Annotated in this window: 17 protein-coding genes; 15 read left to right on the top strand and 2 right to left on the bottom strand. The window is 62.9% G+C overall.

Features of this window, described 5'->3' with window-relative positions:
- Positions 1 to 318 precede the first annotated feature (318 nt).
- From GH665_RS00765 to bcaP, 7 genes are all read left to right on the top strand, one after another.
- Complete coding sequence (locus GH665_RS00765; protein WP_167530970.1) at positions 319 to 1,893, top strand: sugar ABC transporter ATP-binding protein; 1,575 nt, start codon at positions 319 to 321, stop codon at positions 1,891 to 1,893.
- A gap of 49 nt (positions 1,894 to 1,942) precedes the next feature.
- Positions 1,943 to 2,926 carry an ABC transporter permease gene (locus GH665_RS00760; RefSeq protein ID WP_153138152.1) on the top strand — a complete coding sequence of 328 codons (984 nt, stop codon included), beginning with the start codon at positions 1,943 to 1,945 and terminating at the stop codon, positions 2,924 to 2,926.
- Positions 2,927 to 2,947: 21 nt separating this feature from the next.
- A complete protein-coding gene (locus tag GH665_RS00755) occupies positions 2,948 to 3,907 on the top strand; it encodes an ABC transporter permease (protein ID WP_153134274.1) in 960 nt (319 codons plus the stop codon).
- A 424-nt stretch (positions 3,908 to 4,331) separates the two neighbouring features.
- On the top strand, positions 4,332 to 5,102 hold the full coding sequence (locus GH665_RS00750; protein ID WP_153134273.1) for a ferredoxin--NADP reductase: 771 nt from the start codon (positions 4,332 to 4,334) through the stop codon (positions 5,100 to 5,102).
- A gap of 429 nt (positions 5,103 to 5,531) precedes the next feature.
- Positions 5,532 to 6,380, top strand: coding sequence for a sensor histidine kinase (locus GH665_RS00745; RefSeq protein ID WP_153134272.1), 849 nt, complete (start codon positions 5,532 to 5,534; stop codon positions 6,378 to 6,380).
- A 10-nt stretch (positions 6,381 to 6,390) separates the two neighbouring features.
- Complete coding sequence (gene rqpR / locus GH665_RS00740) at positions 6,391 to 7,047, top strand: response regulator transcription factor RqpR (RefSeq protein WP_153134271.1); 657 nt, start codon at positions 6,391 to 6,393, stop codon at positions 7,045 to 7,047.
- Between the two features lie 285 nt (positions 7,048 to 7,332).
- Entirely contained in the window at positions 7,333 to 8,724 is a 1,392-nt protein-coding gene (gene bcaP, locus GH665_RS00735; protein ID WP_028197763.1) for a branched-chain amino acid transporter BcaP, read from the top strand.
- 239 nt (positions 8,725 to 8,963) lie between these two features.
- Here bcaP and GH665_RS00730 read toward each other — a convergent pair.
- Positions 8,964 to 10,510 (bottom strand): IS3 family transposase gene (locus tag GH665_RS00730; RefSeq protein ID WP_425496026.1). Its coding sequence is split into 2 segments (ribosomal slippage): positions 8,964 to 10,045 and positions 10,045 to 10,510, totalling 1,548 coding nucleotides; the frame shifts between segments, so codons are not numbered across the junction.
- A gap of 409 nt (positions 10,511 to 10,919) precedes the next feature.
- Here GH665_RS00730 and GH665_RS00725 point away from each other — a divergent pair.
- From GH665_RS00725 to GH665_RS00690, 8 genes are all read left to right on the top strand, one after another.
- On the top strand, positions 10,920 to 11,438 hold the full coding sequence (locus GH665_RS00725) for a (2Fe-2S)-binding protein (RefSeq protein WP_153134270.1): 519 nt from the start codon (positions 10,920 to 10,922) through the stop codon (positions 11,436 to 11,438).
- Between the two features lie 10 nt (positions 11,439 to 11,448).
- Positions 11,449 to 13,830 (top strand): xanthine dehydrogenase family protein molybdopterin-binding subunit, encoded by a 2,382-nt coding sequence (locus GH665_RS00720; RefSeq protein ID WP_153134269.1) that lies wholly within the window; start codon positions 11,449 to 11,451, stop codon positions 13,828 to 13,830.
- A 22-nt stretch (positions 13,831 to 13,852) separates the two neighbouring features.
- Positions 13,853 to 14,650: an FAD binding domain-containing protein gene (locus GH665_RS00715; RefSeq protein WP_153134268.1), complete on the top strand. Its 798-nt coding sequence runs from the start codon at positions 13,853 to 13,855 to the stop codon at positions 14,648 to 14,650.
- 82 nt (positions 14,651 to 14,732) lie between these two features.
- Positions 14,733 to 15,620: an AAA family ATPase gene (locus GH665_RS00710; protein WP_153134267.1), complete on the top strand. Its 888-nt coding sequence runs from the start codon at positions 14,733 to 14,735 to the stop codon at positions 15,618 to 15,620.
- 5 nt (positions 15,621 to 15,625) lie between these two features.
- Positions 15,626 to 16,897 (top strand): vWA domain-containing protein, encoded by a 1,272-nt coding sequence (locus GH665_RS00705; protein WP_153134266.1) that lies wholly within the window; start codon positions 15,626 to 15,628, stop codon positions 16,895 to 16,897.
- On the top strand, positions 16,888 to 17,484 hold the full coding sequence (locus tag GH665_RS00700; protein ID WP_153134265.1) for an SRPBCC family protein: 597 nt from the start codon (positions 16,888 to 16,890) through the stop codon (positions 17,482 to 17,484). The genes GH665_RS00705 and GH665_RS00700 overlap by 10 nt, the downstream gene beginning before the upstream one ends.
- A complete protein-coding gene (locus GH665_RS00695) occupies positions 17,457 to 18,479 on the top strand; it encodes an XdhC family protein (protein WP_153134264.1) in 1,023 nt (340 codons plus the stop codon). Before GH665_RS00700 ends, GH665_RS00695 begins: the two co-directional genes overlap by 28 nt.
- 189 nt (positions 18,480 to 18,668) lie before the next feature.
- A protein-coding gene (locus GH665_RS00690) for an IS3 family transposase (protein WP_408279059.1) occupies positions 18,669 to 20,215 on the top strand; the annotation gives its coding sequence in 2 pieces (ribosomal slippage) (positions 18,669 to 19,134 and positions 19,134 to 20,215; 1,548 coding nt in all).
- A 550-nt stretch (positions 20,216 to 20,765) separates the two neighbouring features.
- On the opposite strand, the gene GH665_RS00685 is transcribed toward GH665_RS00690, so the two are convergent.
- Positions 20,766 to 21,506, bottom strand: a complete 741-nt coding sequence (locus GH665_RS00685) for a PepSY-associated TM helix domain-containing protein (protein ID WP_153134263.1) — start codon at positions 21,504 to 21,506, stop codon at positions 20,766 to 20,768.
- Positions 21,507 to 21,760: the final 254 nt, after the last annotated feature.

Below are 21,760 nucleotides of genomic sequence, written 5' to 3'. Positions count from 1 at the left end.
GTGCCCGCAGGACGTCCCCGCCCCGAATCAGTCTCCTCGGGGGCGGGTGGCGAGAAGGGTTCGGAGCGACGCGTTCGTGGCAGCACGGGCCGTCGCTTCGCTTTTCATGAGCCGTCGCTTTGCTTTGGTGCGGCGTAATATGGTTCGGCGGCACCGTCGGCATAGCACCCGAACGAATGGTCACAGCGGCTCGCACGTGCGTCTCATGCTGCAAGCTCAGCCGGCACGTGAAGCAGCACACGCATCAGGAGGACACCCGTGACGGAATCCGGCACGCAGACACCACACGCCCCCCACATCCGCACGCCGCTGCTGGAGATGCAGGATATCGGCATCAGCTTCGGCGGCGTACCCGCGCTGCGCAGCGCCAATCTGAGCGTGGCGGCCGGCGAAGTGCACGCGCTGATCGGCCAGAACGGCGCCGGCAAATCGACCATGATCAAGATCCTGACCGGCGCTTATCGGCGCGGCTCGGGCAGCGTGCGCTTCGAAGGCCGCGAAGTCGATTTCCGCACCCCGAAACAGGCGCGCGAAGCGGGCATCAGCACGATCTATCAGGAGATCAACCTGGTGCCGTTCCGCTCCGTGGCAGAGAACATTTTCCTCGGCCGTGAGCCACGCCGTTTCGGTCTGATCGACTGGCGTGCGGTGCAGACGCGCGCCGCCGCCCTGCTCGAATCGTTCGGCTTGCAGATCGATGTGAAGAAACCGGTCGGCCGCTATTCGACTGCGATCCAGCAGATGGTGGCGCTGGCGCGCGCCGTCTCGTCGGATGCGAAGATGGTCATCATGGACGAGTCCACCTCGTCGCTCGACGAACGCGAAGTGGAACTGCTCTTCACCGTGGTGCGCAAGCTGCGCGACGACGGCCGCGCGGTGATCTTCGTCTCGCACCGGCTCGACGAACTGTATGCGCTATGCGACCGCGTCACCGTGATGCGCGACGGCCAGACGGTCGCGCAAAGCACGATGGCGGAGATGGACAAGCTGCAACTCGTCACGACGATGCTCGGCCGCACCCTCGCCGCCGTCGTGCAGGAAGATGCCGCCGCGCGCGAGGCGAATCTCGCGCGGCGCGGCAAGCAGGCGATCGCCGCGATGCATCTGGGCACACATCCGAAAGTGAGCGATGTGTCGCTCGAAGTGCATGCGGGCGAAGCGGTCGGTCTCGCGGGCCTGCTCGGCTCGGGCCGCACCGAAACCATGCGCCTGATGTTCGGCGCCGATCCGCTTGAACAAGGCTCGTTGTCGATTGGCGGCGAGGCGGTGACGTTGAAGTCGCCACAGGATGCCATCGCGCGCGGCCTCGCTTACCTCACCGAGGACCGCAAGGCCGAAGGCATCGTCCCCGAACTCTCGGTGCGCGACAACCTCACGCTCGTCTGCTTGCGCACGCTGGCGAAGAACGGCGTGGTGGACGTGAAGAAACAGCAGGCGATTGTCGAGCGTTTCATTGCGTCGCTCGGCATCAAGCTGCGCTCGGCCGATCAGCCGATTCGCGAATTGTCCGGCGGCAATCAGCAGAAGGTGCTGCTCGCCCGCTGGCTTGCCGCTGAGCCTTCGCTCCTGCTGCTCGACGAGCCGACGCGCGGCATCGACGTCGGCGCGAAAGCCGATGTCGCGAAGATCGTGCGCGAACTGCGCGATGCGGGCCTTGCCGTGCTGCTGTCCGCTTCCGAGCTCGAAGAACTGACCGCCGTAGCCGACCGCGCGGTGGTGATCCGCGACGGCCGCACGGTCGCCGAACTGAACGGTGCGGACATGAGCGAGACCGCGATCATGGACGCTATCGCCTACGGCAGCGACGGCCAGTCGCAACTGGTCGAAGCCGCGCAAACGGCAAACGCCGCACATATCGAAGACGCGTTGGAGGGCGACCGTCATGGCGCTTAAGTTGCACACCGAGTCGTTGCATACGCAGCCCACCCAAGCCACGCAGCCGATGCCGCTGCCGGACAACGCCGCGCCGCGCGCCACGGCGGCCTCGACGGTGAAGAAATGGCGGCACCTCGCCATGCAACGCGAAGTGATCGTGCTGCTCGCGATGGTGCTGTTCAACCTGATCTTCACCCCGCACTTCTGGTCGCTGCAAACCTTCAACGTCAACATGACGCAGGTGGTGACGATCGTGATCGTCGGCATCGGCATGACGCTGGTGGTGGCGACCGGCGGCATCGATCTGTCGGTGGGCGCGTCGATGGCGATCTCGGGCGCGCTCGCGCCGATGCTGTTCCTGAACATTCCGGGACCCGGCGGCATTGCGCTCGCGTTCGTGCTGCCGGTGCTGGCGGCGGCCGCCTGCGGCGTCTTCAACGGCTTGCTGGTGACGAGGCTATCCGTCCAGCCGATTGTCGCGACGCTGGTGCTGTTCATCGCCGGGCGCGGCATCGCCCAGGTCGTCACCGACGGCAGCTTGCAGGCGTTCAACACGCCCGCCTTCCAGTGGATCGCCTTGGGCAAGGTCGCCGGCGTGCCGTTTCAGGTATTGCTGATGCTTGCGCTGGTCGTGCTGTTCGCGTGGATCGTGCGCAAAACGCTGTTCGGCCAGTATCTGCTGATCACCGGCGGCAACGAAAAGGCCGCCTATCTCTGCGGCGTGCCGACGGCCACCGTGAAGCTCATCGCCTACACGGTATGCGCCGCGCTCGCGGGACTGGCCGGACTGATCTCGATCTCGGTGAATTCGTCGTCGGATGCGAATGTGGTGGGACTCGGCGTCGAACTCGACGCGATCGCCGCAGTGGCGGTCGGCGGCACGGCGCTGACGGGTGGCAAGGCGTATATCGGCGGCACGCTGATCGGCGCGCTGATCATCCAGATGCTGCGCTATACGCTGCTCGCGCACGGCATTCCCGACGCGGCGGCCCTGGTAGTGAAAGCCGGCATCATCATCGCGGCAGTTTATGTGCAGCGGCGCTCACGGTAAGACACTCCCGGATTCGATGCGATGAAAAAGAACCTCCCCATCCTGATCGCCCTCGTCGCGCTCGTCGTGCTCGGCCTCGTGCGTTACGACCATTTCGGCTCGGCCTACAACATCACCTCGTTCTGGCGCTACAACTCGATGTTCGCGCTGATCTCGATCGGCATGGCCTTCGTCATCATCACGGGCGGGATCGATTTGTCGGTCGGCACGGTGGCCGCTCTGGCCAGCGTCGTCGCCGCGTTGACCAGCGTGTACGGCGGCTGGGTCGCCGTTCTGGCCGGTTGTGCGGCGGGCATGGCCGTCGGCGTGCTCAACGGTCTGATCATCACGCGACTGAAAATCCTGCCCTTCATCGTGACGCTCGCCACCAGTCTCGGCGCGCACGGCGTCGCGCTGCTGCTCGGCAAGAACGATGCGGTGTCGATTGCCGCCGACTCGAACTTCGGCAACTTCGGTCAAGGCGATCTGTTCGGCCTGCCGATCCCGGGGATCGTCGCGGTGGTGGCCGCCGTGGCCGGCTGGCTCGCGCTGCGCAGCACGCGCTTCGGGCGGCATTCGCTGGCCATCGGCGGCAGCGACGAAGCGGCGCGGCTGATGGGCCTGAACGTCGACCGCACGCTGGTGATGGCTTACGCGGTAAGCGGCCTGCTCGCCGGCATGGCGGGCGTCATCCTCGCCGCGCAGTTCGGCGCGGGACAGCCGAACGAAGGCGTCGGCTGGGAGTTGTTCGCGATCTCGGCGGTGGTGCTCGGCGGCACTTTGCTCACCGGTGGCGAAGGCTCGATTGCGATGACGATCGCCGGTGTGCTACTGCTCGGACTGGTGTTCAATCTGCTGAATTTCGAGAATGGGCTTGGGTTCATCAGCCTCTCGGCGTACTGGCAATCGGTGATTCGCGGGGTTTTCCTGCTGCTGGTGATCGTGCTGCAGGCAAGGGTCCTGAAGCAGCGCGGCAAGAAGCGTGTGACGGCCCCGGCCTGACCGGCAACGCGCCGCACGCGATGCTTTGCCAGTTTTATCAGCAGGGTCAATGCTGCGGTGCACGGCAGGTTTCGGTATCATCCTGAAAATGTTGCCGGCGCGGCGCGCCTATCCGGCGCATGCCGGACAGCCGGTGGCAGCCGCCCAGCGCGGTTTGCGCCCGTCGCCGTACCCCTGCTGAAGCGCGGATATCGCCACGCCAACGTACTTCGCGGCGCCAATCGTGACAACTGCTGGCGCCGCCGCTTCCAGGTCCGGTAATCCGCTTTACCGCGCTAAACCGCCGCGCCGCAGCCCTCTGGCAGCGAGCGCGGTAAAATAGCAGATTGCGCGTGATTCCCGAGCTCGGGTTAGCGCAGCATCGCCCTTGCCGTGCCGGCCGGCTCCAACGACTGGCCGCCTTTTTCGCACTATCCAAGAAGCCATGAGCAACCTGAATTCACAAACCGTCCTGAGCGTCCATCACTGGACTGATACGCTTTTCAGCTTCACCTGCACGCGCGATCCGTCGTTCCGTTTCGAAAACGGCCAGTTCACGATGGTGGGTCTCGAAGTGGAAGGCAAGCCGCTGATCCGCGCCTACAGCCTCGCGAGTGCGAACTATGAAGAGCACCTCGAATTCCTGAGCATCAAGGTGCAGGACGGCCCGCTCACGTCGCGTTTGCAGCATTTGAAGGTCGGCGACGAAGTCCTGATCGGCAAGAAGCCGGTCGGCACGCTGATGGCCGACAACCTGCTGCCGGGCAAGACGCTGTGGCTGCTGTCCACCGGCACCGGCCTCGCGCCATTCATGTCGATCATCAAGGATCCGGACATTTACGATCGCTATGAGCGCGTGGTCCTGACCCATACCTGCCGTTTCGTCGACGAACTGGCGTACAAGGAATACATCACGGACCACCTGCCGGCGCACGAGCATCTGGGCGAACTGGTGCAGGAAAAGCTGCTGTACTACCCGACCGTGACGCGCGAAGCGTTCCAGAACCGCGGCCGCATCACCGAGCTGATCGAAACCGAAAAACTGTTCGCCGACCTCGGCGTGCCGGGCTTCTCGCTCGAAGACGACCGCGTGATGCTGTGCGGCAGCCCGCACATGCTGCGCGACACGCGCAAGCTGCTCGACGACCTGGGTTTCCAGGAAGGCAGCAACAATGCGCCGGGTCACTACGTGGTCGAAAAGGCGTTCGTGGGTTGAGCGGACACCTGGATTGAGCGGTCAGCGCCGCGCATCAGCAAAAAGGAGCCTCCGGGCTCCTTTTTTGTTGCGCAGTTACAAATTAATGCCATTGTTTTAACATTTGACGTCGGTATTATTCCTACAGATCAAATGTTGCAGAACATCAACCATTGCGTGAAATATACGCGCTAACCCTTGGTGCACCTGCATTTTTTCTTTTTTTAAGATATCATCGCGGCGCACGATCGGTCGATTTACATGCCATCCAATGGCATGAGCCGCATGTTACAGAATGTAAATTTCGTTACGCCACAGCGTAGCAATTTGTCCGTCGCGCACAACGCTTCAAAGACATCACTGGAGGCCAGAGACTCGCATGCGTTCTTTTGTCTTCGCGCCGATGCGCACCCGCTTCGCCGGCCACACTGCTTCCTGAGAGGGAAAGTCATGGATACGTCGGTTGTCGCCCCGGTTGTCGTCCCGTTTGGCACTCACATTGCGCCCTCACTTGCTCACGCCGCGCCGCAATCCGCTGCTGAGCGCGAACTCGCGCTGCTGCGCGCGCGCGTGCGCGAACTGTCGGCCGAACTCGTTCAGGCGCAGGAAGCGGCTTGCCGCCATGTAGCGCGCGAACTGCACGACGGCGTGGGCGCCGAGCTCACCGCGACGCGTTTCGCCCTTGCCGGCGTCGAAACCTGGCTGCCCGCCGATGCGCCGCAGCAATGCGCCGCCGCGCTTGCCGTCGCGAATCGTTCGCTCGACGCCGTGTGCGCCGCCAGCCGCCAGGCCGTCGCGGAACTGCATGCGCCGTCGCTCGAAGCGGGGATCGTCGGCTCGCTGTCGCAATGGACTCGCGACTTCGCCGCACGCACCAACCTGCGCACGAGCTTCGTCTGCGCCGCCGACGTACGGCTCACGCGCCTGCCCACCGACGCTGCGCTGGCCGTGTTCCGGGTCGCCCAGGAAGCATTGAACAACATCGCAAAGCATGCGCGCGCCGAATCCGCCGACGTGCGGATCGAAACCGGCCGCCGTCATCTGACGCTGATCGTCAGCGACGACGGCATCGGCGTGACGCGCAACGCGCGCAGCCGTCGCGGCCACTTCGGCCTGAGCGGCATGCAGGCGCGCTGCGCCGCTTTCGACGGCACCCTGCGCATTAGCGCCCGGCGGGTTGCGTCGCGCCGCAACGACAGCGGTGAAACGTTGCGCGGCACGCTGGTACGCGCACGCTTTGCGTGGGATGCGATGCTGGCGGGCGCACCGGGCGCCACGCGCCGCGCGCTGCAATCGTGAGCACGCCATCATGAGCCTGCGCATCCTGCTCGCCGACGACCATGCCGTGGTTCGCCAGGGCGTCCGCCAGTTGCTGCTCGACCGCGGCATCGCGCGCGAAGTCACCGAGGCGCAAAGCGGCGTCGAGGCGCTCGACGCCGTCGCCCAGCACAGCTACGACGTGGTGCTGCTCGACATTTCGCTGCCCGACATGAACGGCGTCGAAGTGCTCAAGCGCCTGAAACGCAAGGCGCCGCGCGTGGCCGTGCTGATGTTCTCGATGTACCGCGAGGACCAGTACGCCGTGCGCGCGTTGAAAGCCGGCGCCGCCGGCTACCTGTCGAAAACCGTCGACGCCGCGCAGATGATCGGCGCAATCCAGCAGGTCGCGGCGGGCCGCAAGTACGTCAGCCCGGCCATGGCCGAAGCGCTGGCGGACTATGTCTCTTTCGACGGCGAACAATTGCCCCACGAAAAGCTCTCGGACCGCGAATACCAGACGCTGTGCATGCTGGCGTCCGGCAAGCGGCTGACGGACATCGCCACGACGTTATCGCTGTCGGTGAAGACGGTCAGCGTGTACCGCACGCGGCTGCTCGAGAAGATGAAGCTGCGCAATAACGCCGAACTGACCTTTTATGTGATGAGCAATCGTCTCGTCGATCTGAATCCGGCGATGGCCGGCTGAGGTTTCTTCTTCGGCGCTCGCTGCAGAGCACGCGAGCGCTACGGGCAGAACGGCAAGAGAGCGATTCCCATCCTGATTGGCGGCGCAGCGGGCGAAAATCTTTCCCCTGCGCGGATTCTTCAGACAAATGCCTCGCCCGGCACCCGTCCCTCAAGTATTTTCCGCCCGCCGCATCCCCGCCAGAAACACCGTCCCAAAATGGTGCGTGAGCGCGTATCCGCTAAAATCGAAGGTTTCCCGACATTCGGCGCGCAAGATGCGTGCACTACTGGAGACCCACCGCCAATGTCCCTGTTCCGCAAGAAGAACGTCGAGCACATGATCGCCGCGAGCGTTCAGAACGCCGGCCTGAAAAAAGCGCTTGGCGCGCTCGATCTGACTTTCCTTGGCGTCGGCGCGATTATCGGCACCGGCATTTTCGTGCTGACCGGCACGGGCGCCGTTCAGGCCGGCCCGGCGCTGATGGTGTCGTTCCTGATCGCGGCGGTTGCCTGCGGTTTCGCTGCGCTCGCCTATGCCGAGTTTGCGTCGACCATTCCGGTCGCGGGGTCCATCTACACGTATTCGTACGCCACGCTTGGCGAACTGGCTGCGTGGATCATTGGCTGGGACTTGATGCTCGAGTACGGACTGGCGACGTCGGCGGTATCGGTCGGCTGGTCGGGTTATCTGCAATCGCTGCTGTCGGGTTTCGGTGTGAGCCTGCCCGTTGCACTGACTGCGGCGCCGGGCGCCTTGCCGGGGCACGAGACATTGTTCAACCTGCCGGCTTTTCTCGTGATGATGGCGATTACGGCGTTGTTGTCGATTGGCGTGCGTGAGTCTGCGCGAATCAACAACATCATGGTGGCGATCAAGGTGACCGTGGTGCTGCTGGTGATCGGCGTGGGCGTTTTCCACGTGACGCCGGCGAACTGGCATCCGTTCATGCCGAACGGCTGGAACGGCGTGTTCGGCGCGGCGGCGGTGATGTTCTTTGCGTTTATCGGGTTCGATTCCGTGTCGTCCGCGGCGGAAGAAGTGAAGAATCCGAAGCGTGATTTGCCGATCGGGATTATTGCCTCGCTGGGGGTGTGCGCGGTGCTGTACGTCGCTGTGGCGGCTGTGGTGACCGGCATTGTGCCGTCGGCGCAATTCGCGAACATTTCGCATCCGGTGTCGTATGCGTTGCAGGTCGTGGGTGAGAAGTGGGTCGCGGGATTTATCGACCTTGGCGCCGTGCTGGGCATGCTGACGGTGATTCTGGTGATGGCGTATGGCCAGACGCGGGTCATTTTCGCGATGTCGCGGGATGGCTTGTTGCCTGCGAAGCTTTCGAAGGTGCATCCGAAGTTTGCTACGCCGTTCTTTACGACATGGCTGGTGGGGATTTTCTTCGGGTTGATTGGCGCGCTGGTGCCGTTGAATGTGCTGGCTGAGTTGATCAATATCGGCACGTTGGCCGCGTTTTCGATGGTGTCGATTGCGGTTCTGGTTTTGCGTAAGACGCATCCTGAGTTGCCGCGGGCGTTCCGGTGTCCGGGTGTGCCGGTTGTGCCGGTGTTGGCTGTCGCCTCTTGCCTGTTCTTGATGGTTAATCTTCAGGCTGTGACCTGGATCGCGTTTGTGGTTTGGTTACTCATTGGGATGGTGATTTACTTTGGGTATTCGCGGCGGCATTCCAAGTTGGCTAAGTGAAGAGTGAGGGGTTAGCCTGGGCGGCTGGGGGGGTGTTTTTGGCGTTGCCGGGTAGTCGGTTGTTGGTGGTGCGCTTTTGGCCTTTTTTTGCTGTGTTCGTGGTCTGTTTGGGGTTGCCCCTTTTTGGTCATTTGGCCTTTCCTTGCTTTGTTAGTGGTCTATTAGCGTTGCCCCTGTGCGGGGCGGCACCTACTTTTCTTTGCCTGCGGTGTGTGTCAAGGTAGTTGTCGCGTGAACCGTTACGCTGCCTGCCTGTACATTTGGGCCGAGGCCGAGGTTCGTTCCGGATTCAGATAGACCGCGTCTGCCAGATGCCAGTTCCGGATAGCTCCTGACCAGCGCGCCGGGTTTCGCATGCGTGCGCTCCGGTACAGCGCTCGCCGTCGGGCCAGCAGGTCACTGGCTTCGCCCCGGTGACGTTGGCCCGGGCTGACATACTTCAGACCGCTGTGACAGTGCTCTTCGTTGTACCACTGCACGAAGCGCTGCACCCATTGCCGAACCGCCTCCAGCGTGTCGAACGGCTGCTCTGGCCACAACGGACAGTACTTCGCCGTTCGGAACAGCGATTCGGCAAAAGCGTTGTCGTTGCTCACACGCGGCCGGCTGAACGAAGGCTGCACACCCAGATCGATCATCGCCGCGCGCATGGTGGCGCCTTTCATTGCACTGCCGTTATCAGAGTGCAGCACCAGCGGACGCCCGGCGACGCCTTCACGCAGACACCCCTTGGCCAGCAGCACGCTCGCGTGCTCGGCCGACTCCTGCTCCCAGACCTCGTTCATCACCAGCTTGCGGCTGTAGATGTCCTTCATCATGTACCAGTAGAAGTACCGGCCCCTTACCGTGGTCGGCATCCAGGTGATATCCCAGCACCACACCTGATTCGGACCATCGGCACAATGCGTCGTGAGCGTGCGTCGTTGCGGGGCACGCGCGCGGCCCCGGCGCTGGCCCTGTCCTGCCGCTTTCAGCACCCGGTAGAACGTCGATTCGGAAGCCAGATAAACCCCCTCATCGGCCAGTTTCGGCACGATCTGGTGCGGCGTCAGGCTCGCGTAGCCCGGGCGGTTGGCCGCATCGAGTACGGCCTGCCGCTCGGCTTCACTCAGCCTGTTGGGCGGCGCTGCACGCTTCACCTGAGTGCGCCCGTCATGCGGCAACAGGCGCCAGCGCTGGACACTGCGTATGCTGAGCCCCAACTGCTCGCATGCTCGCGAGCGGCATGCCCCTTGCCGTACGGCTTCATCGATCAACTGCATGGCTTCATCGCGATCCGGGCTGCTGATCAGTCTTCCTCTTCCTTGCCCCAGATCGCGTCGGCTTTTTTTCGCAGGTTCAGCAACGCCGCCGCCTCCGCACGGGCCGCATCGCTGCGCTTGAGCTGGCGCTCCAGTTCACGGATGCGCTTCTGGTGAGCCTTCACTTCCTTGCGCTGGGCAGCCGTGAGTTTCGCCTCCGGCACGTTGGCCTGCTCGCACGCCTGACGCCACTGCCGGATCTGCTCCGGATAAATGCCCTTGCTACGGCAGTATTCTGAGGTCTCCACCTCGTTCAGCGATGCCGTCTCCAGCACCACCCTGAACTTGTCGGCGCTCGACCATTGATCGCTTGTCTTGCCATTGCCCGGCATGAATCCCCCAGCCTGTCTCGCGCTCTGCCGCCAGGCACGCAGTGTCACCGTCGTGATGCCCGTCGCCCCTGCCAGCTCGATGACCGCACGATTGAACGGCGGCATCATCTGTTTGACTACCCATTCCCGCGTCTCTGCTGAATAGCGTCTCATATTCCATTCGCTGTCCGCCCTCCATCTTTACATCAATCGTTCGAGTGAGGCGACAACTAGCCTGACATGGAGGGCGGGCAAAGAAAAGTAGGTGCCGCCCCGCACAGGGGCAACGCTAATACACCACTAACACAGCAAGGAAAGGCCCAAAGACCAAAAGACCAACACCAGAACAGACCACGAGCACAGCAAGAAAAGGCCCAACGAGCCAGACCAACAACAAACCCGCCGCAGGCACACAACCCAATAGCGCCCCCACCCAATTTGTGCTTTACTTTTCGGCAGACCCATAAAAAACCCCAACCGCGAAAGCGGCCAAGCTTGCAGTCCCCTCATCGGACCCTACGGAACAGGCAGCTGAAGGCAGGAAAAACAACGGTCCGGTCTCACCCCATAAGGAGACAACTTCATGGCGATCAGCATCAGTCTGACGGTGAACGGCGCGCCCATCAGCGCCTCAATCGACCCTAACACCCTGCTTGTCCAATTCCTGCGCGATCAACTTCGCCTAACAGGAACGCACATCGGCTGCGACACCGCCCAGTGCGGCGCATGCACGGTCCACCTGAACGGCCGCGCCATCAAATCCTGCAATATCCTCGCGGTCCAGGCCGAAGGCGCGGACGTGACCACCATCGAAGGTCTCAGCAAAGACGGCGCGCTGCATCCGATGCAAGCCGCCTTCAAACACTGCCATGGCCTGCAGTGCGGTTTCTGTACGCCCGGCATGGTGATGAGCGCGGTCTCGCTCGTCGAGCGCCAGCCCAATCTCACGGGCGACGACGTCCGGGCCCAACTCGACGGCAATCTCTGCCGCTGTACGGGATATCACAACATCGTCAAAGCAGTGCTCGAAGGCGCCAACGGCATGAAGTCCGCCGGCACGGCCAACGCTACCGCGGCGGCCACTGCGCCCGTCACCGCCTGAGGAGACGACGATGAACGCACCCGACACCCATTTCATCGGCACCTCCGTCGAACGTAAGGAAGACTATCGGTTCCTCACCGGCAACGGTCAGTACACCGACGACATCGTCCTGCCGCAGCAAACCTACGCGGTGTTCCTGCGCTCGCCGCACGCACACGCAAAAATCAATAGCATCGACCTCACCGCCGCCAAACAGTCACCCGGCGTCGTCGCGATCTTCACGGGCGCGGATATGGCCGCGGACAACGTCGGCGGACTGCCGTGCGGCTGGCTGATCCACAGCACCGACGGCAAGCCGATGAACGAGCCGCCGCATCCGATCATTGCGCATACGAAAGCGCGCCACGTCGGCGACCAGGTCGCGCTCGTCGTCGCCGATTCGATCAAGGCCGCGAAAGACGCCGCCGAACTGATCGAGGTCGATTACGACGTGCTGCCGGCGGTAGTCGACACCGCGCACGCAGCCGATCCGGGCCAGGCCGCGGTTCACGACGAAGTGCCGGATAACGTCTGCTACAACTGGGGTCACGGCGACAAAGCCGCGACCGACGCCGCCTTCGCCAAAGCCGCGCACGTCACCACACTCGACATCGTCAATAACCGCCTGATCCCGAATGCGATCGAGCCGCGCGCGGTCAACGCCAGCTACTCGGCGCAGGACGACAGCTACACGGTCTACGTCGCGAACCAGAATCCGCACGTGGAACGCCTGTTGATGGCCGCTTTCGTGCTGTCGTTGCCGGAATCGAAACTGCGTATCATCGCGCCGGATGTCGGCGGCGGCTTCGGATCGAAGATTTTCCTCTACGCCGAAGATGTCGCGCTAACGTGGGCATCGAAGAAGATTCGCCGTCCGATCAAATGGACAGCGGAGCGCTCGGAAGCGTTCGTCTCCGACGCGCACGGCCGCGATCACGTGACCAAAGCCGAACTGGCGATGGACGCCGACGGCAAGTTCCTCGGCATGCGCATTCATACGACCGCCAACATGGGCGCGTATCTGTCGACCTTCGCGTCGAGCGTGCCGACCATCCTGTACGCCACGCTGCTCGCCGGGCAGTACACCACGCCCGCCATCTACGCCGAGGTGAAAGCGGTTTTCACCAACACCGTTCCAGTCGACGCCTACCGCGGCGCAGGCCGTCCGGAAGCGACGTACGTGGTCGAGCGTCTGGTCGAAACCGCAGCACGCGAGATGAAGCTCGATCCCGCGGAAATCCGCCGCCGCAACTTCATCCGTTCATTTCCGTACGCGACGCCGGTCGGCCTCACCTACGATACCGGCGACTACGACGCCACGCTGAACCGTGCCCTCGAACTCGCGGACGTGAAAGGCTTCCCGGCGCGCAAGCAGGAATCCGAAAAGAACGGCAAGCTGCGTGGCCTCGGTTACTCGTGCTACATCGAAGCCTGCGGGCTGGCGCCGTCGAACATCGCCGGGGCACTCGGCGCACGCGCCGGGCTATTCGAGGTCGGCCAGATTCGCGTGCATCCGACGGGTTCGGTCACCGTCTTCACCGGCTCCCACAGTCACGGCCAGGGGCATGAGACGACCTTCGCGCAAGTGGTCGCGGACCGGCTCGGCATTGCACTGGAAAGCGTCGAGATCGTGCACGGCGACACCGGGCGCATTCCGTTCGGCATGGGCACCTACGGCTCGCGCTCGATCGCGGTCGGCGGCTCGGCGATCATGAAGGCGCTCGACAAGATCGAAATCAAGGCGAAGAAGATTGCCGCGCATTTGCTGGAAGCCGCAGCGGAAGATATCGAGTTCAAGGACGGCGTGTTCCGCGTCGCGGGCACCGATCGGACCAAGGCATTCGCCGAGATTTCGCTCGCCGCCTACGTGCCGCACAACTATCCGCTCGACGTACTCGAACCGGGTCTCGACGAGTGCGCGTTCTACGATCCGAGCAACTTCACGTATCCGGCGGGTTCCTACGTCTGCGAAATCGAGGTCGATCCGCAGACCGGCGTATGCCGCATTCAGCAGTTCACCGCGGTCGACGATTTCGGCAACGTGATCAATCCGATGATTGTCGAAGGCCAGGTGCACGGCGGCCTCGCCCAAGGCATCGGCCAGGCGATGCTGGAGCGCTGCGTGTACGACAACGAGAGCGGCCAGTTGCTGTCCGGTTCCTACATGGACTACGCGATGCCGCACGCGTCCGATCTGCCGAACTTCACCGTCGAAACCGCGAAGGGCACGCCATGCACGCACAATCCGCTCGGTGTGAAAGGCTGCGGCGAGGCAGGCGCAATCGGCTCGCCGCCGGCGGTGATCAACGCGATCCTCGACGCCCTCGCGCCGCTCGGCGTGACCGACCTGCAAATGCCGGCCACACCGCATCGCGTGTGGTCCGCGATTCACGCTGCCAAGCAACCCCACTAAGATCCTGAGCGGAGCATTCGACATGTATTCATTCGAGTATCAACGCGCGACGGATCCGAAAGCGGCCGTTGCAGCCATGAACGCCGACAGCGACGCAAAGTTTCTCGCTGGCGGGCAAAGCCTGTTGCCGACCATGCGCCTGCGTCTCGCGCAGCCCTCGCAACTGATCGACGTGACGCGGATTCCGGCACTTAAATCGATCAGCGTCGATGCCGGCAAGGTGACTGTCGGCGCAGCCGTCTGCCACGCGGATGTCGCGGATCACGCCGAGCTTCGGCGCGGACTGCCGGCGCTAGCAGACCTCGCTGGACACATCGGCGATCGTCAGGTGCGCGCGCTTGGCACGATCGGTGGTTCGCTCGCCAACAACGATCCGGCCGCCTGCTATCCGGCGGCGGCGATGGCCCTGGATGCAACCATCATCACCGATCGGCGAAGGATTTCATCGAGCGACTTCTTCGTCGGCATGTATGAGACCGCATTGGCGCCCGATGAGTTGATCGTCGCCGTTGAGTTTCCCGTGCCCGAACGCGCGGCCTACGAGAAATTCCGCAATCCAGCTTCGCATTTTGCGTTGGTCGGTGTATTCGTCGCCAAGTTCGCGAGCGGTGTGCGGGTCGCGGTAACGGGCGCAGCGGCTTCGGTATTTCGCGTGCCGGAACTGGAAAGCGCGCTATCGGCGAATTTCACACCCGACGCCGCGCGAGCGGTGAGCGTCTCCGACGCCGACCTGAACACCGACATGCACGCGAGCGCCGAATATCGCGCGCATCTGATTCCGGTGCTGGCCGCGCGCGCGGTGACGAAGGCAAACGGTTAGCGATCCTTCTGGTCAGCGACTAACGTGGCGTGCCCCGGCATGGCGCGTTAGCCGCGTTTCACCCTGCAGACTCAGGAACATCATGCAACCGGCTTCAATCGACGACACCCTCGCGCAGCTCGCCGCCCAGAATTACTTCGCGAGCCGTGAACTCGCGACCGCGTTGTATCTCGCGCTGCGCATGGAACGGCCGCTGTTCGTCGAAGGTGAGCCGGGTGTCGGCAAGACCGAACTCGCCAAAGCCGCGGCGGGGATGCTCGGCACCTCGATGCTGCGGCTGCAATGCTACGAAGGCCTCGACACCGCCAGCGCGTTGTACGAGTGGGACTATCCGCGCCAGATCATGGCGCTACGTCTCGCCGAAGCCGCCGGTGAGCGGCCCGGCAACGACACGCTGTATCGCAGCGAATTCCTGCTGAAGCGGCCCCTGCTGCAAGCACTGATGCCCGACGAAAATCACCCGGGCGCGCGGCGCGTGCTGCTGATCGACGAAATCGACCGTGCCGACGAGCCGTTCGAAGCCTTCCTGCTGGAACTGCTTTCGGACTTCCAGATATCGATTCCCGAGTACGGCACGGTGCGCGCGGCGCAGCGGCCGCTTGTCGTAATGACGTCGAACCGGACACGCGAAGTGCACGACGCCTTGAAGCGCCGTTGCCTGTATCAATGGATCGGCTATCCCGAGCGCGACCGTGAACTTGAAATCGTCGCCGCGCGTGCACCGCAGACGTCGGCGGAATTGCAACGGCGTGCCGTCGATTTCGTGCACCGGCTGCGTGGCATGGATCTGTTCAAGGCGCCCGGCATCGCCGAAACGATCGACTGGTGCCGTGCATTGGAAGCACTGTCAGTGACGGAACTCGACCCGCAATCGGTGCAGAACACCCTGGGGGTGCTACTCAAGTATCAGGACGATCTGGCGCGCGTGGATGCCGCGCAGATCGCGCAATGTCTCGCGACGCCAGGGTAGCGGCGATGACCGCCTCCGCCGGATCGCCGGCCACGCCACCCGCGCCGCTCGATACGCCCACCTTGGCGCGCAACGTCGTGCACTTTGTGCGCGTGCTGCGCAGTGCGGGTTTGCCGATGTCACCGGCCCAGGCCGTCGATGCTCTTGCCGCGTTGCACTGGATCGACCTCGGCCGGCGCGACGATGTCCGTGCCGCGCTCGCCACGCTATTGGTCCGTGCGCCGGACGAACGCGACCTCTTCAACGCCGCTTTCGATCTGTTCTGGCGCGATCCGGATTGGGAAGGCAAGCTGCGCGCGCTGCTGCTGCCCAAAGTCCGCGATGGTCTGCCGCCGCCCAAACGCAACAACCGCCTCGCCGATGCACTGGCCGTGCGCACGCCACCCTCACCGCACCGCCCCCCGCCGCAGGAAACCGAACAGCACGAACTGCACGCGCACGTCACCTTCAGTGCCGAAGAGCGGCTGCGTCATCGCGATTTCGACACGCTTTCCGCAGACGAATGGCGCACCTTGCGTCACCTGATCCGTGGCCAGCGTCTGCCGCTCGCCACCGAACCGACGCGCCGTCTGAAAGCCGCCTCGCACGGCACTCACGCGGACTTGCGCGCGAGCGCCTGGCACGCGGTGCGCGCGGGGGGCGACTGGACGGTGTGGAAATATCGCGCGGTGGTGGAACGCAAACCGCCGCTGGTCCTGCTGCTCGATATCTCCGGATCGATGAGCAACTACTCGCGCGCGGTGCTGTACTTCTGCCACGCGCTGCTGCAATCGCGTGAGCGCCTGCAGGTGTTCCTCTTCGGCACGCGCCTGACCAATGCGACGCGCGCGCTGCGCGAACGCGATCCCGACGTGGCAATCGCGACGCTCACCGATCAGGTGGTCGACTGGTCGGGCGGCACACGGATCGGCGCCGCGCTCGCCGAATTCAACCGGCGCTGGGCTCGCCGCGTGTTGACTGGCCGAGCCACCGTGCTGCTCGTCACCGATGGCCTCGACCACGAAGCGATCGACGTGCTCGACGCCGAGATGGCCCGCCTGCGCCGCTTCGCACACCGTATCGTGTGGCTCAATCCGCTGTTGCGGTTCAGCGGTTTCTCACCGAAAGCGCGCGGCGTGCAGGCGATCCTGCCGTACGTCGACGCACATCGTTCCGTCCATAACCTGGACAGTCTGACGGCGTTCGGCCGCGATCTCTCGCAACTCACGCGAGCGCCACGTGTGGCTCGTTTCGCCGTATCCGCCACGACAATTGCAGGAGCAACGCCATGGAATTGAGTGAAACCCATACGCTGCCGGTTTCCCAGCAGCGCGCCTGGGATGCGCTGAACGACACTGAAATCCTGCGCGCTTGCATTCCCGGCTGCGAGAGCATCGACCCCGATGGCGACAATGCGTACGCGGTGGTGATGAGCGCATCGGTCGGTCCGGTGAAGGCTCGCTTCAAAGGGCGTATGCTGCTGACCGACATCGAGGCGCCGAACACTTACACCATCGTTTTCGAAGGCCAGGGTGGCGCGGCGGGCTTCGGCAAAGGCAATGCGCATGTCACGCTCGAATCCGAAGGCGATGACGCCACGAAGCTCACCTACACGGCAACGGCTCAGGTCGGCGGCAAGCTCGCGCAGATCGGTTCCAGGCTGGTCGACGGCGCGGCGCGTAAAATCGCGGGCGAATTTTTCAAGCGCTTCGGCGCGCAGGTCGGCGGCGACACGGATAGCGCAACGACTCCGGAAGACGGCGACCCTGCAGTTGCTGACACGACGGCGCAGAATACGGAATCGAACGAGGCTGCGGACACTGAGTCTGGCGGCGACGAAACAAAAGGGAAGAAATCATGGAAAGCGTGGATCTCGAAGTTCTGAAGTCCAGCGCCCGTTGGCTGGAGGAAGGACATCGCGCGCTACTGGTAACGGTGGTGAAAACGTGGGGCTCGTCGCCGCGTCCTGAGGGCGCGATGCTCGCGGTGCGAGACGACGGACTTGTGGTGGGATCGGTATCGGGCGGCTGTATCGAAGACGACCTGATCGACCGCGTGCGGCAAAGGGGTATTGAGCAGACCCGCCCGGAGGCGGTGAAGTACGGCATCACGGCTGAGGAAGCGCATCGCTTCGGCTTGCCATGCGGAGGAACGATCCAATTGGTGCTGGAGCCTTTGACGCCGCAAAGCGGGATTGCCGAGCTGTGCGATGCGGTGGAGGACGGCCGTCTGGTGGCACGCGAAGTCGACATGGTGACGGGCGCGGTGCGGCTCGATGCGGCGCAGGCAACGGACGGCGTGCATTTCGACGGTGAGCGTCTGTTGACGATTCACGGCCCGCGGTACCGGATGCTGGTGATCGGCGCGGGGCAGTTGTCGCGCTATCTGTGCAATATCGCGGTTGGGCTCGACTATCAGGTCACCGTGTGCGATCCACGCGAGGAGTACACCGAGGAGTGGAATATTCCCGGCACGAAGATCGTGCGGACGATGCCGGATGATACGGTGATCGAGATGAAGCTCGATGAGCGGTGTGCGATGATTGCGTTGACGCATGATCCGAAGCTGGATGATCTTGCTTTGATGGAAGCGTTGAAGACGCCGGCTTTTTATGTGGGGGCTTTGGGGTCGAGAAGGAACAATCAGGCGCGGCGCGAGCGGCTGAAAGAGTTCGATCTGAATGAGGCTGAGTTGGCCCGGTTGCATGGGCCGGTGGGGATTTATATCGGCAGCCGGACGCCGCCTGAAATTGCGGTTTCTATTCTTGCCGAAGTCACAGCGGCCAAGAATGGGGTTTCGTTGCCGACTTTATTGCAGGTTGAGGGCGCTAAGGCCGCGCGGGAGATAGCGGCTTCGGGGGGTGCTGCTTGTAGTGTTTAAGGTTTTGGCCTGTTAAGCGGTTTTGTTGTTGGTCTGGCTCTTTGGCCTTTCCTTGTTGTGTTAGTGGTCTATTAGCGTTGCCCCTGTGCGGGGCGGCACCTACTTTTCTTTGCCGCCCTCCATGTCAGGCTAGTTGTCGCCTCACTCGAACGATTGATGTAAAGATGGAGGGCGGACAGCGAATGGAATATGAGACGCTATTCAGCAGAGACGCGGGAATGGGTAGTCAAACAGATGATGCCGCCGTTCAATCGTGCGGTCATCGAGCTGGCAGGGGCGACGGGCATCACGACGGTGACACTGCGTGCCTGGCGGCAGAGCGCGAGACAGGCTGGGGGATTCATGCCGGGCAATGGCAAGACAAGCGATCAATGGTCGAGCGCCGACAAGTTCAGGGTGGTGCTGGAGACGGCATCGCTGAACGAGGTGGAGACCTCAGAATACTGCCGTAGCAAGGGCATTTATCCGGAGCAGATCCGGCAGTGGCGTCAGGCGTGCGAGCAGGCCAACGTGCCGGAGGCGAAACTCACGGCTGCCCAGCGCAAGGAAGTGAAGGCTCACCAGAAGCGCATCCGTGAACTGGAGCGCCAGCTCAAGCGCAGCGATGCGGCCCGTGCGGAGGCGGCGGCGTTGCTGAACCTGCGAAAAAAAGCCGACGCGATCTGGGGCAAGGAAGAGGAAGACTGATCAGCAGCCCGGATCGCGATGAAGCCATGCAGTTGATCGATGAAGCCGTACGGCAAGGGGCATGCCGCTCGCGAGCATGCGAGCAGTTGGGGCTCAGCATACGCAGTGTCCAGCGCTGGCGCCTGTTGCCGCATGACGGGCGCACTCAGGTGAAGCGTGCAGCGCCGCCCAACAGGCTGAGTGAAGCCGAGCGGCAGGCCGTACTCGATGCGGCCAACCGCCCGGGCTACGCGAGCCTGACGCCGCACCAGATCGTGCCGAAACTGGCCGATGAGGGGGTTTATCTGGCTTCCGAATCGACGTTCTACCGGGTGCTGAAAGCGGCAGGACAGGGCCAGCGCCGGGGCCGCGCGCGTGCCCCGCAACGACGCACGCTCACGACGCATTGTGCCGATGGTCCGAATCAGGTGTGGTGCTGGGATATCACCTGGATGCCGACCACGGTAAGGGGCCGGTACTTCTACTGGTACATGATGAAGGACATCTACAGCCGCAAGCTGGTGATGAACGAGGTCTGGGAGCAGGAGTCGGCCGAGCACGCGAGCGTGCTGCTGGCCAAGGGGTGTCTGCGTGAAGGCGTCGCCGGGCGTCCGCTGGTGCTGCACTCTGATAACGGCAGTGCAATGAAAGGCGCCACCATGCGCGCGGCGATGATCGATCTGGGTGTGCAGCCTTCGTTCAGCCGGCCGCGTGTGAGCAACGACAACGCTTTTGCCGAATCGCTGTTCCGAACGGCGAAGTACTGTCCGTTGTGGCCAGAGCAGCCGTTCGACACGCTGGAGGCGGCTCGGCAATGGGTGCAGCGCTTCGTGCAGTGGTACAACGAAGAGCACTGTCACAGCGGTCTGAAGTATGTCAGCCCGGGCCAACGTCACCGGGGCGAAGCCAGTGACCTGCTGGCCCGACGGCGAGCGCTGTACCGGAGCGCACGCATGCGAAACCCGGCGCGCTGGTCAGGAGCTATCCGGAACTGGCATCTGGCAGACGCGGTCTATCTGAATCCGGAACGAACCTCGGCCTCGGCCCAAATGTACAGGCAGGCAGCGTAACGGTTCACGCGACAACTACCTTGACACACACCGGCCTGCCGCAAAGAAAAGTAGGCAAAAGAAAGCGGCTCAAACCGCTAATTCTTAAGCGGGTCCCCTGGCTTGGAGGGGGTAGTGGTGCATCTGGAATCTGTGTTCCCGCACACTCCGCGTTAGCGACAAAGCGCTCATCAGCTCCCACTCCGCACTACGTGCGTCGCGGACGGGTCTGCTTGGTAAACCTGGCCGACGCTTTGCATAACTGATGGTTTTTTGGAACCGGGTATCGGCGCGCATAGCACCGCCGGAGGTATGACTGCCTTGTCACGAGCGCCGAATGCGCGAGGCGACGGATTCCAGATGCACCACTACCGCTACTGTGCGGGGGACCCGCTTAAGAATTAGCGGTTTGAGCCGCTTTCTCTTGCCTACTTCTCTTTGCGGCGGCAAAGAGAAGTAGGTGCCGCCCCGCACAGGGGCAACGCTAATAGACCACTAACAATTCAAGGAAAGGCCAAAAACCACACAAGCACAACCAAACAAAACCGCCGAACAGGCAAAAAAACAACCCTTATAGCAATCCGCAAACCACAGCAGCAACCACCGACCCACCCACCAACACCACCCCCACAACACGCCGCTTATTCAATTCAGTCCACAACAAAACGCCAGTCAAAGAAAGCAAAATCATCCCACCCGCGATCGTGTCGATCAACAAAACCCACCCAACACTCAACCCCACGCCACGGTGCAAATTATTCATCGTAGTGAGAAACGAGTTCTGCGTACGTTTCACCGCAACAAACCCATTCCCCACCCAATACTCGGCCTGCACATTCTGAGTAGGCCCAAAAATCCCGACCTGCCAGAACTCGGGCTGCATCGTGCTGCGATCGCCCCACGCCACCGGATGCGCCGGCTCACGCTTCATCCGCCCCGGCTTACCGTCGATTTTCAACTCGCCCTTGAGCCACTTCGCCATCTCCATCGGCGAACCCAGCTTTTTCTGCGGCACAGGAATCTGCATCTCCTCAACCTGCGGCTCACCCGACGACACCTTCAACGGCCCCGCCCGATGGTTCAGCAAAAAACCCGTAGCCCCAAACAACAACCCCAACACCGCACCCCACAAACCCACCCAGCCGTGCACCTTGCGCAACCACTTGATGAAATTCGCCCGCCGCGAACGCTGACGCCGCGCCGCCTGCTCGGCATCGTCCATCAGATGATGACCCCGCTCCGGCTTATGAGCCGTGTATTGCGTGCCCCCGCCAACAGCAGGTTTCATATCGATCGAATCAGGCGCGTTCACATCCAGGCTCCAGGCGCAGCAAGTTAAACCCTCACCGACGGCGACGCGCAACGACAAGGCGCTCACTCACATCAGCGGTAAAGAAAAGTTTGAAAGGAGGGGCCGGACAAACCCGGCTTGCGGTCCAGGTCGTCCGGCTGAGAGGCTGGCTGGCAGTCACAGAGGAGGAGAAATGTGACAGAAAGCTGGCGACGCCTTTCAATTGAGAATGGATATCATTACATAATTGGAGCATTTGCTCAATCGCAATGCGC

It is taken from the genome of Paraburkholderia agricolaris, from assembly GCF_009455635.1.
In the GTDB taxonomy this organism is placed as follows: Bacteria; Pseudomonadota; Gammaproteobacteria; order Burkholderiales; family Burkholderiaceae; genus Paraburkholderia; species Paraburkholderia agricolaris.
The sequence above is the reverse complement of the archived record's forward strand: the minus strand, read 5'-3'. Positions and strand labels throughout refer to the sequence as shown.

What these genes read in the sequence shown, in the direction of transcription:
- GH665_RS00765 (WP_167530970.1), top strand. Translation starts at nt 319, where the DNA reads ATGCAGGATATCGGCATCAGCTTCGGCGGCGTACCCGCGCTGCGCAGC.
- GH665_RS00760 (WP_153138152.1), top strand. Translation starts at nt 1,943, where the DNA reads ATGCCGCTGCCGGACAACGCCGCGCCGCGCGCCACGGCGGCCTCGACG.
- GH665_RS00755 (WP_153134274.1), top strand. Translation starts at nt 2,948, where the DNA reads ATGAAAAAGAACCTCCCCATCCTGATCGCCCTCGTCGCGCTCGTCGTG.
- GH665_RS00750 (WP_153134273.1), top strand. Translation starts at nt 4,332, where the DNA reads ATGAGCAACCTGAATTCACAAACCGTCCTGAGCGTCCATCACTGGACT.
- GH665_RS00745 (WP_153134272.1), top strand. Translation starts at nt 5,532, where the DNA reads ATGGATACGTCGGTTGTCGCCCCGGTTGTCGTCCCGTTTGGCACTCAC.
- rqpR (WP_153134271.1), top strand. Translation starts at nt 6,391, where the DNA reads ATGAGCCTGCGCATCCTGCTCGCCGACGACCATGCCGTGGTTCGCCAG.
- bcaP (WP_028197763.1), top strand. Translation starts at nt 7,333, where the DNA reads ATGTCCCTGTTCCGCAAGAAGAACGTCGAGCACATGATCGCCGCGAGC.
- GH665_RS00725 (WP_153134270.1), top strand. Translation starts at nt 10,920, where the DNA reads ATGGCGATCAGCATCAGTCTGACGGTGAACGGCGCGCCCATCAGCGCC.
- GH665_RS00720 (WP_153134269.1), top strand. Translation starts at nt 11,449, where the DNA reads ATGAACGCACCCGACACCCATTTCATCGGCACCTCCGTCGAACGTAAG.
- GH665_RS00715 (WP_153134268.1), top strand. Translation starts at nt 13,853, where the DNA reads ATGTATTCATTCGAGTATCAACGCGCGACGGATCCGAAAGCGGCCGTT.
- GH665_RS00710 (WP_153134267.1), top strand. Translation starts at nt 14,733, where the DNA reads ATGCAACCGGCTTCAATCGACGACACCCTCGCGCAGCTCGCCGCCCAG.
- GH665_RS00705 (WP_153134266.1), top strand. Translation starts at nt 15,626, where the DNA reads ATGACCGCCTCCGCCGGATCGCCGGCCACGCCACCCGCGCCGCTCGAT.
- GH665_RS00700 (WP_153134265.1), top strand. Translation starts at nt 16,888, where the DNA reads ATGGAATTGAGTGAAACCCATACGCTGCCGGTTTCCCAGCAGCGCGCC.
- GH665_RS00695 (WP_153134264.1), top strand. Translation starts at nt 17,457, where the DNA reads ATGGAAAGCGTGGATCTCGAAGTTCTGAAGTCCAGCGCCCGTTGGCTG.